Source organism: Komagataeibacter europaeus LMG 18890 (assembly GCF_000285295.1).
GTDB lineage: Bacteria > Pseudomonadota > Alphaproteobacteria > Acetobacterales > Acetobacteraceae > Komagataeibacter > Komagataeibacter europaeus.
This window is the reverse complement of sequence record NZ_CADP01000049.1, coordinates 12404-22001: the sequence shown is the minus strand read 5'-3', so window position 1 is coordinate 22001 and position 9598 is coordinate 12404. Positions and strand designations below refer to the sequence as shown.

Here is a 9598-nt window from a genome sequence, read left to right as displayed (position 1 = left end):
TGACTGACGCCTTGGGCAATCTGGTCCGCTTTACGCTTATCCCCGGCCAGCATTACGATACGGTCGGGGTGGCGCCTCTCCTTGAACCGGCTGATTTTGAGGGACTTCTTGCTGACAAGGCGTTCGATGTCCACTGGATCGTGGACACCATACGCGCGCAAGGGGCCCGCGTGGTCATTCCCCAGCGTCGGAACCGCCTCGACAGGCGATCCTTCGATGGAGCCCTGTTCAAGGCACGCCATCTCATCGAGAACTTCTTCTGCAAGCTCAAGGAGTTCAAGCGCATCGCCATGCGAAGCGACAAGACCGACAGATCATTCGCAGCGATGATTTATCTTACCGCCGCAATCATCAATTCGCGTTAATTCCCAACAGGCCCTAAAAAAAGCTTCACCAGGGTTTCTTTGATTTCCAGACGCTCTTCATGCCTGCACCGTTGTGGAAATGGCGCGGCGCATGGGGCAGGCATCAGCCCCGTAGGTGGCGGTAATGTCCGCCGGGATGTCGGGCATGGGTTCGAATCCCATATGCGTCCAGACCGGGCGTGCCCCTTCCGCCGCCATCAGTGTCATCCAGCGCAGGGTATTCTGGCGGGCATGTCGCGTCAGGATGCGCAGGGCCGCATGCATCGCGCCCCGCCCGCGCAGGGCGGGGGAGATGGCAATGTCATGCAGGTACCAGCAATCCGCCCGCACAGGCAGGTGGTGCAGGTAGGTATCCAGCGCGGGCGGTCGGGCCATGCGCCATGGATGGCTTAATACATAACCGCCCGGTTTTCCCTGCGCATCGGGCAGGATCAGGCAGCCCGCCGGGCACAGCCTGCGGCGTTCATCCAGCACATCGGGCCGTTCGGGGCAGCCGGGGTGCATGGTGGTGGCCAGCGCCATGACGGCGGGCAGATCCTGCGCCCCCATGCGCCGCCATGTGCCCGACGGTGGCCCCGATGGGGAAATGGGCTGGGTCATGGTGGGAAAATTCCGTTTCAGGTGAAGCCGTTTCCGGTAGAATGGGCGATGATATAGCTGTGGCCAGGAGTTTTGAAACCATGACAGAAATGCGCCTGACATTACGGGTGGACGCGAATGGCTCGCCCCTGCTGGGGCATGGGAAGATCAAGCTTCTGGAACAGATTGGCCAGACCGGTTCCATTTCCGCCGCGGCGCGGGCCATGGGCATGTCCTATCGCCGCGCGTGGCTTCTGGTCGAGGCCATGAACACGACCTTCGTGCGGCCACTGGTCTCCGCCCGGCCCGGGGGCGGCGGGGGCGCTGGCCTGTCACCGGAGGGGGAGGCCGTGCTGAGGCTGTACCGTGAAATCGAACACTCGGCGCGTGACGCCGTGCGGGGACAGATGGAAACCCTGGCGGCCATGTGTTCCCCCCCGCCGTGAAAAAGCCATAGGCAGTCACGATCACGGACGTTCAGGCATTATTTTTTGCCAATTGGTAAAAATGATGTGCCAATACGGTGAAACAAGAAAAATGACTGGAGTTAAACTCAGTGTTACGACGTGATTTCATGAAAGCGGGAACGGCCCTGTCCGCCATTACCGTGGCGGGGATTGGCGCGGCGCGTCCCGCCCGCGCGACGCAAAGTGGCAATTTCGATCCCACCACCGTGCGCACGCTGGCGCACCAGCTGTCGCAGCAGGCGTACCAGGCCACGTCACAGTCCCTGCCTTCCGCGCTGCGTAACCTGAATTTCGACCAGTACAATTCCATGGCGTTCCGTTCGGAACAGGCCCTGTGGCATGGTGAGAACCTGGGCTTTGATGTCGAATTCTTTCCGCGTGGTTATCTGTACGCCCCGCGCATCTACATGCATGAAGTCATTGACGGGCAGTCCCGGCCCATTGCCTTCAACCCCGACATGTTCACCTATAACGATCCCGCCCTGCGGGTGAATGATGATATCGGTTTTGCCGGCCTGCGGCTGCGCGCGCCGATCAATACGCCGGGGGTTATGGAGGAATTCTGCGTCTTCCTTGGCGCATCCTATTTCCGTGCGGTGGCGAAGGGGCAGAACTATGGCCTGTCCGCGCGCGGCTTCGCCAACGGGACCGGTGACCCGAAGGGGGAGGAATTCGCCCTGTTCCGTGCTTTCTGGCTGGAAAAGCCCAAGGCGGGCGTGGACAGCATCGTCATCCATGCCCTGCTGGACAGCCCGTCGCTGGTGGGTGCGTTCCGCTTTACCATCCGCCCCGGTGAGACGACGGTCTTTGATGTCCAGTCCTATCTCTATCCCCGCAAGGCCATCGCGGAATCCGGCATCGCGCCGCTGACGGGCATGTTCTATTTTGATGCGAATGACCGCACGCGCGTTGATGACTGGCGTCCCGCCGCCCATGACAGCGAAGGCCTGTCCATGTGGACGGGCAGCGGACAGCAGTTGTGGCGGCCGCTGCGCAATCCGCGCGACCTGCAGTTCTCCGCCTTCAGTGACGTGCGCCCGCATGGCTTTGGCCTGATGCAGCGCAAGCGTGCCTTTACCGATTTCGAGGATGTGTCGCTGAATTATGAAAAGCGCCCCTCGCTGTGGATCGAACCGATCGGGGACTGGGGGGCGGGGTCCGTGGACCTTGTGGAAATCCCCACCCCGAACGAGGTGAATGACAACATCGTCTCCTTCTGGCGGCCGCAGGATGCGCTGGCGGCGGGGCGTGAATATGTCTTCACCTATCGCATGTACTGGGGGTGGGATACGCCATGGCCCACTAAACTGGCCCGTATTTCCGCCACCCGCGTGGGGGAGGCGACGGATGATTCGCATACCCGTTTCTTTGACATCGATTTTGTGGGCACGCCGTTCGACAATCTGCCTGAAAAGCCGCATTTCCACCTGCAGTGCCGGACATCCGCAGGCGAAATCCGCAATGTGGTGGTCGAACCGGTTCCCCCCATCCATGGCTGGCGCAGCACGTTCGAATTCGCGCCCGGCGATGCCAAGGTGGCGGAACTGAACTGCGTGCTGGCCGATGACAACGGGCCTGTGTCGGAAGAGTGGGTCTACCGATGGACCCCCTAGCCACGCGCGCGCCATCCGGTCCGGCGGCGGGCCAGCCCGCGCCGCTGCTGCCGCAGGGATGGTGCGCCCTTCCGCCCGCGGCGCCGCTGGACATGCCTGTTCATCCGCTGGAGGCGGCACCTGACCTGCATGGACGTGGTCCCGTGCCAACGACCGAGTGGCGGCTGATTCACCTGCGCCGCCTGCTGGTGATCGGCGGGGCCGTGGTCATGACGGGCCTTGCCGGTTACGAAATGGACCTGGTGTTCAATGCCGTGCAGCGTTCGGTGGCCGGCATGGTGATGCTGGTGCTGTTCGTCATGCTGTTCTTGTGGATCGCGCTGGCCTTTACCTCCGCGCTGGCGGGGTTTGCCTCGATGCTGGCGCATGGCGGCCTTGGGCTGGGGATCGCGCGCAGTGGCCCGCTGCCACGCCTGACCACGCGCACCGCACTGCTCATGCCGACCTATAACGAGGATCCCGGCCGCGTGATGGCCGGCCTGCGCGCCACCATCGACAGCCTTACGGCCACCCGGCAGGAACGCGCCTTTGACGTTTTCATCCTGTCGGACACCACCGATCCCGACGTGTGGGTGGCGGAAGAAGCCGCCTACATGGCCCTGTGCCGCGCCACCGGGTGGGGCGGGCGGCTGTTTTACCGCAGGCGCGCGGTCAATACGGACCGCAAGGCGGGCAATATCGGTGAATGGGTGCGGACCTATGGCGCGGCCTATCAGCAGATGATCACGCTGGATGCCGACAGCGTCATGTCGGGCGACGTGGTCGTGCGGCTGACGGCGGCCATGGAACGCAATCCCGGTGTCGCGCTGATCCAGTCCCTGCCGGTCATTGTAAACGGGCAGACGCTGTTTGCCAGCATGCAGCAGTTCGCGGGGCGTGTCTATGGTCCGCTGATCGCCCATGGCATTGCATGGTGGCACGGGTCGGAAGGGAATTACTGGGGCCATAACGCGGTGATCCGCACCCGTGCCTTTGCCGAGCAGGCCGGCCTGCCGCACCTGCCGGGGCGCCAGCCCTTTGGCGGCGCGATCATGAGCCATGACTTTGTGGAGGCGGCGCTGATGCGCCGGGGGGGATGGGCCATTCACATGGTGCCCGCCCTGGCCGGATCGTATGAGGAAAGCCCGCCATCCCTGACCGATATCGCCATCCGCGACCGCCGGTGGTGCCAGGGCAACCTGCAGCATGCAAAGGTGGTGTCCGCGCGGGGCCTGCACTGGATCAGCCGCATGCACATGCTCATGGGCATCGGGTCGTATGTCACGGCCCCGCTGTGGCTGGTCTTCCTGCTGGTGGGGATCGTGGTCTCGCTGCAGAACCGGTTCTACAAACCGGAATATTTTGGCGATACCAAGCTGCTTTATCCCCACTGGCCGCATGTTGACCCGGTTCAGGCGGAATACATGTTCATCGGCACCATGGGCGTGCTGCTGGCCCCCAAGATACTGGCCTACCTGCTGCTGCTGATCGACGGGCCGCTGCGCCGTGGCTGTGGCGGGGCGATCGCGGCGGCGGCGTCCATTATGGTGGAAACGGTGATCGGCGGGTTGCTGGCCCCCATCGCCATGATCATCCAGACGGCAGGGGTCATTTCCATCCTGCTTGGTCGCGACTCGGGGTGGAATGCGCAGCGGCGTGATGCCGGCGGCCTGCAGATCATGCAGAACGTGCGGCTGTACATGGTCCATACCATACTGGGTATCGCGCTGGCGGCGGCGGCATGGAGTGTTTCGCTGCCGCTGTTCCTGTGGATGCTGCCGGTAACGCTGGGGCTGGTCTGCGCCATACCGCTGGCGGTACTGACAGGCAGCGCAGCGGTGGGGCAGGCGTTCCGGCGCGCCCACCTGCTGCTGATCCCCGAGGAAACAGCCCCCCCACCCGTACTGCACGCGGCCGTGTCCTACATGATGCAGATGGCGGGCCAGCCCGTGCAGGATGCGGTGACGGCGCTGCGTGCACGGGCGGGGTTGCTGAAGGTACATGAAATCATGCTGCCCCCGCCCAGCAGGCCGGGCGACCCGATCAATCCGGCGCTGCTGGTGGGCCTGCTGAAACTGCGGGAGGCGCCAGACCTTGCCACCGCCCTGCGTGAACTGAACCGGGCGGAAAAATCAGCCGTCCTGGGCAATGCGGAAGGGCTGCAGCTTCTGGCGCGCCTGTCCTGAGCCAGGGCCGGACAGGGCGCATCCTCAGTCGGAGGATGTGCCCTCGGGCGGGGTTGCGACTTCGTCCCCTTCATCCGATCCGTCAACCGACATGATCGCGTCAAGCGAGTCACACAGCTTCTTCTGGTTGGCGCTGGCCAGCTTTCCGGGCGCCGCGCACAGCTTGGCGGCATCGGGCACGCAGGATTCGGTTGCGTCCTCGTAATCGGATTCCATGATGTCGTGCGCCAGCGACAGGTTGGGGTTGTGTGCGCTTTCCCCCGCTTCCTCGATGACCTTTTCCATCTTGTGCAGGTCTTCGAGCTTGTCGAGGCAGGCCTTGCTGGCCAGATCCGGCTTCAGGCGCAGGACATCCATCGCACGCTGCACCTTCTGCGTGGCCAGGCTCTGGCCGTGGGCAGGGGCGCAGACCAGCGCGGGAGAAAGCAGCAGCAAAGCAACCGGCAATGCGGCAAGGCGTATGGAATTGATGTTCACCGTACCCGTTCCGTCTGTCCATGCCCCGGCATGGGAGGATGCAGCAGGCAATGCCTGTCCCGCACCGGGGTGCGGCCCCGTCCATGTGCGGGCGGGCAATGGTGACTATGGCAGGAACCCACCCCTGGCGAAAGATGGTGCCGGATGGTGATGCATATACCGTATGCATAAAAATATGATCTGAAATCTGTTGATATAATAAGGGAAAAATCCGAATCGCATCGAAAATTTGAGATTTCCCTTACATTCTCGAGAGTTTTTTAGTATAGATTGACCCCACTGAATATATTTTTTGTATCCGAATGGAGGTTGGAGACTATCGGGTCACTGTGAAATCGTTCGTAACTGCAACGATTTTGTATATCCAGCCAATTCCTGGTCTTTCCAGTGATGGGAGATCACGTGGTTTTGCCTTTTTTTCAGGTGTAACCGGGTGTTTTTCATCGATATTGTTATGCAACGCGTACCAATTGGTATGTTTTCTGCTGGATCGACGACTTTTGGCCGGTGGCACTTATGGGGAAGCAGGTTTGCCAGGCATGATGCGCTGGCGTTTTGGCGCTGGCGCCGTTCTTCTGTTCCCGCATTGCTGTAGCCGGTCCGGGTGATTGCACACCCGAACTTGTGAAACTGAGGTTCCGCACTGGTGTTTGCCGGAAATCCGGACTGTGCGGACGCAGCCTGCATCGACGCTCCACAATGAGGTGGAGCCCCTCATCTTCGTGTCGGCTGCCTGTGAAAGAGGAGAATCTCCCCTTGAAACAGACAGACAATCTGTCCGAATCAACGTCCATAGCTGATAAGCTTGGCATCCCGGCACCCCTGTTCTGGGGATTTGTCGGCCTGCTGTTCTTCATGATCGGTGATGGTGTCGAGGCCGGCTACCTGGCCCCCTATCTGGAGGGACAGGGCATTTCATCGCGTAATACCGCGCTGCTGTTTACCATTTATGGCGTGACCGTCTCGCTGTCCTCATGGGCATCGGGGCCGCTGTCCGATCTGTGGGGGCCCAAGCGGGTCATGTGGATCGGCCTTGCCATCTGGGGTGTGTTCGAGGTTCTGTTCCTGACCTTCGGCGTGGCCGTCAACAGCTATCCCATCATGCTGGCCGCCTACACCATGCGTGGCTTTGGCTATCCGCTGTTCACCTATGGCTTCCTGGTGTGGATTGCCGCCGCGACCCCGCCGCGTCAGCTGGGTTCGGCCGCGGGCTGGTTCTGGTTCGCCTTCTCCGGCGGACTGCCCACGCTGGGTTCGCTGTTCGCCAGCTTCTCCATTCCGCTGATTGGCGAAATGGCGACGTTCTGGTCCTCGCTGGCGCTGGTCATGTTCGGTGGCCTGCTGGCCCTGCTGATGACGCGTGAGCCCATCGGTTCCCGCCGCCTTGCCCCGGTGGGCACGAAGCCCGGCACGATCTTCTTCAGTTCGATCAGCATCCTGTGGCGTGAGCCCAAGACGTTTGTCGCCATGATCGTGCGGACCATCAACACGTCGTCCGAATATGCGTTTCTGGTCATCATGCCGGCGTTCTTCACCAAGGTGATCGGCTTCTCGCTGTCGCAGTGGCTGCAGCTTCTGTCGATCATCTTCCTGTCGAACATCCTGGTGAACCTTGTGTCCGGCATCACGGCTGACCGTCTGGGCCATCGTACCGTTGTCGCCCTGTTCGGTTGCGTGGGCGCCGCGATCACCGTGCCGCTGTTCTACTATGTGCCGCAGATGTTCCCCGGCAACTTCCCCATTGCTGCCGCCATGGGTGCGCTGTATGGCGCGACGATTGCCGCCTTCGTGCCGCTGTCCGGCCTGGTGCCGCAGATCTGCCCGAAGGAAAAGGCCGCTGCCCTGTCCGCCCTTGGCCTGGGTGCTGGCGCCAGCACATGGGTCGGTCCGGCCATCGTGACGTGGTTTGAGAACTGGCACGGGATCGAGGGGATCATCTGGATCTTCTCCGGCCTGTATGTCGCCTCGGCCCTGATGACGCTGGTGCTGACCGTTTCGCCGGAAGCCCGTCGTTACATTGACGCTGCCGCTGCACGCGGTGATGTGGCGGAAGAAGTGACGCTTGGTCACTGATCCGTCCCGGATCCTGACCTGATCGGTTGTGCCGATATGGGTGGAAAACGGGCCTGCTGCAAAGCAGGCCCGTTTTTTATTGGCCTGAAGGTGCAGATGAAGGGGTAGGTGGCGCCGGGAAATATTGCCACTTTGGGAACAGCAGTCTGAACCACGCTGCTTCAGGGTGGTTTTCCGTCCGGCTGGCACAGCCTGTCATATGGGCAGGAACCGCAAGGACATATGGTCTGGAAATATCCGGACCTGTTTCCCCGGCAGGAATTACCAAATGAAAAAGGCCGGCCCCCAGTGGGGTCGGCCTTTTTTTTGTCTGTTCAGATACTGCGTTCAGGGCGGCGACGGGGGCTGCGGGGCCGGTCCGTGCCGGTGGTGGAACGTGGCGTATTGCGCTGCTCCCCGGCCTTCAGGGCGGGGGCGGCGCTGACTTCGCTTTCCAGCTGGCGGATGCGCTTCTGTACGCTTTCGCGCAGGGCGGGGGATGTATGCGATTTCATGGTGGCCAGTGTTTCACGCAGGTCACGCAGCTGCTTCTGTTTTTCAGCAAGCGTGCGACGGATCGGCTGGTTATCGGACATCTGTCCGTGGAATGCGCGCATGATAAGTGTCCTGTGGACCGCGGGTCCAGGAAATGAGTTGTCAACCGTATGGTGGAAAGACGAACAGCACGTACTGACCGCCTCCTGCCTTTCATGGCAGGCCGGGCAGGCGCAGGCACGTGATGAACCGGGGACCTAGCCCCCGTTTTGCGCCAGCACGTCAGTCAGTCCCGTTATCAGGGCCTGGCATTCGGCGTCAGTACCAATGGTGATGCGTAGCCACTGTGCAATGCGCGGGGTCCGGAAATGACGCACGATGATTGCCCGTTCCCGCAGGGCGGAGGCAAGATATGCGGCGTCACGGTCCGGGTGCCGGGCGAATATGAAATTCGCCTGTGATGGCAGGACATCGAACCCCATCTTTCCCAGGCTGTCGGTCAGCCTGTCCCGTGAGCTTATGATTTTCTCACGGGTGTTTGCAAGCCATTCCCGATCCTCGATCGCGGCAATGGCCCCCACCTGCGCCAGACGGTCCAGCGGATAGGAATTGAAGCTGTCCTTCACACGGGTCAGGGCCGCGATCAGGTCGGGCTGCCCGATGGCATAGCCCACCCGCAATCCCGCCAGCGCGCTGGATTTGGACAGCGTGCGCACGACCAGCAGGTTGGGATGCTGGTCCACCAGCGCAATGGCCGTCTCCGCGCCGAAATCGACATAGGCTTCGTCAACCACCACCACCGCGTCGGGGTGATCGGTCAGCACGGCGCGGATGGCGTCCAGCCCCAGCGCGATTCCCGTTGGGGCATTGGGATTGGGGATGATGATGCCCCCGCATGGCCGGCGATACGCGGCAATGTCGATGCGCATGTCGTCATCCAGCGGCACCGTTTCATGCCGTATGCCATACAGCCCGCAGTAAACGGGGTAGAAGCTGTAGGTTATGTCAGGAAACAGCAGCGGTTCGGGATGGTTGAGCAGCCCCTGGAATGTATGGGCCAGCACTTCGTCCGATCCATTGCCCACGAAAACGTGGTCGGCCGGGACATCATGCGCACGCGCGATCGCGGCACACAGCGCCTGCGCCGTGGGATCGGGATACAGGCGCAGCGTGTCGTTGGTCGCCGCCCGTATGGCGTCCAGCACCTTGGGCGACGGACCATACGGGCATTCATTGGTATTCAGCTTGATCAGGTTGGCCAGTCTGGGCTGCTCCCCCGGCACATAGGGGGTCAGGGTATGGACGACAGGGCTCCAGAAACGGCTCATCAGGGTGAATTCCAGATTGTCAGGGTCATGAAACAGCCGCGCGCCCGTCCTGCATGC

Annotated in this window: 9 protein-coding genes, 1 tRNA gene and 1 pseudogene; 7 read left to right on the top strand and 4 right to left on the bottom strand. The window is 61.9% G+C overall.

Going from position 1 to position 9598, the window contains the following annotated elements:
* On the top strand, positions 1-365 hold a 365-nt coding region (locus GEU01_RS13255; protein ID WP_019086483.1), incomplete at its 5' end, for an IS5/IS1182 family transposase.
* 86 nt (positions 366-451) lie between these two features.
* Positions 452-535: transfer RNA gene (locus GEU01_RS25760), tRNA-OTHER, on the top strand.
* A 43-nt stretch (positions 536-578) separates the two neighbouring features.
* Here GEU01_RS25760 and GEU01_RS27555 read toward each other — a convergent pair.
* Positions 579-869: pseudogene (locus tag GEU01_RS27555) on the bottom strand (GNAT family N-acetyltransferase); the annotation flags it as partial.
* Here GEU01_RS27555 and GEU01_RS27330 point away from each other — a divergent pair.
* The 4 genes from GEU01_RS27330 to mdoH all read left to right on the top strand — a co-directional run bounded on the left by GEU01_RS27330 (position 868) and on the right by mdoH (position 5189).
* The gene (locus GEU01_RS27330; protein ID WP_265000737.1) at positions 868-990 is read left to right on the top strand and encodes a hypothetical protein; all 123 of its coding nucleotides are present in this window, start codon (positions 868-870) and stop codon (positions 988-990) included. The pseudogene GEU01_RS27555 and the gene GEU01_RS27330 overlap by 2 nt on opposite strands.
* Positions 991-1045: 55 nt before the next feature.
* On the top strand, positions 1046-1390 hold the full coding sequence (locus tag GEU01_RS13245; RefSeq protein ID WP_010508284.1) for a winged helix-turn-helix domain-containing protein: 345 nt from the start codon (positions 1046-1048) through the stop codon (positions 1388-1390).
* Positions 1391-1518: 128 nt separating this feature from the next.
* Positions 1519-3024: a glucan biosynthesis protein gene (locus GEU01_RS13240; RefSeq protein ID WP_019086480.1), complete on the top strand. Its 1506-nt coding sequence runs from the start codon at positions 1519-1521 to the stop codon at positions 3022-3024.
* Positions 3012-5189: a glucans biosynthesis glucosyltransferase MdoH gene (mdoH, locus tag GEU01_RS13235; protein WP_019086479.1), complete on the top strand. Its 2178-nt coding sequence runs from the start codon at positions 3012-3014 to the stop codon at positions 5187-5189. Before GEU01_RS13240 ends, mdoH begins: the two co-directional genes overlap by 13 nt.
* A gap of 24 nt (positions 5190-5213) precedes the next feature.
* Here the strand turns inward: mdoH and GEU01_RS13230 are convergent, their stop codons facing one another.
* Positions 5214-5765: a hypothetical protein gene (locus tag GEU01_RS13230; RefSeq protein ID WP_232272532.1), complete on the bottom strand. Its 552-nt coding sequence runs from the start codon at positions 5763-5765 to the stop codon at positions 5214-5216.
* 657 nt (positions 5766-6422) lie between these two features.
* On the opposite strand from GEU01_RS13230, the gene GEU01_RS13225 reads away from it, so the two are divergent.
* Entirely contained in the window at positions 6423-7739 is a 1317-nt protein-coding gene (locus tag GEU01_RS13225) for an MFS transporter (RefSeq protein WP_019086477.1), read from the top strand.
* Between the two features lie 314 nt (positions 7740-8053).
* On the opposite strand, the gene GEU01_RS13220 is transcribed toward GEU01_RS13225, so the two are convergent.
* Positions 8054-8335 carry a hypothetical protein gene (locus GEU01_RS13220; protein ID WP_010508291.1) on the bottom strand — a complete coding sequence of 94 codons (282 nt, stop codon included), beginning with the start codon at positions 8333-8335 and terminating at the stop codon, positions 8054-8056.
* Between the two features lie 135 nt (positions 8336-8470).
* On the bottom strand, positions 8471-9541 hold the full coding sequence (hisC, locus tag GEU01_RS13210; RefSeq protein ID WP_010508293.1) for a histidinol-phosphate transaminase: 1071 nt from the start codon (positions 9539-9541) through the stop codon (positions 8471-8473).
* Positions 9542-9598 lie beyond the last annotated feature (57 nt).

What these genes read in the sequence shown, in the direction of transcription:
- GEU01_RS27330 (WP_265000737.1), top strand. Translation starts at nt 868, where the DNA reads ATGGTGGTGGCCAGCGCCATGACGGCGGGCAGATCCTGCGCCCCCATG.
- GEU01_RS13245 (WP_010508284.1), top strand. Translation starts at nt 1,046, where the DNA reads ATGACAGAAATGCGCCTGACATTACGGGTGGACGCGAATGGCTCGCCC.
- GEU01_RS13240 (WP_019086480.1), top strand. Translation starts at nt 1,519, where the DNA reads ATGAAAGCGGGAACGGCCCTGTCCGCCATTACCGTGGCGGGGATTGGC.
- mdoH (WP_019086479.1), top strand. Translation starts at nt 3,012, where the DNA reads ATGGACCCCCTAGCCACGCGCGCGCCATCCGGTCCGGCGGCGGGCCAG.
- GEU01_RS13220 (WP_010508291.1), bottom strand. Translation starts at nt 8,335, where the DNA reads ATGCGCGCATTCCACGGACAGATGTCCGATAACCAGCCGATCCGTCGC.
- hisC (WP_010508293.1), bottom strand. Translation starts at nt 9,541, where the DNA reads ATGAGCCGTTTCTGGAGCCCTGTCGTCCATACCCTGACCCCCTATGTG.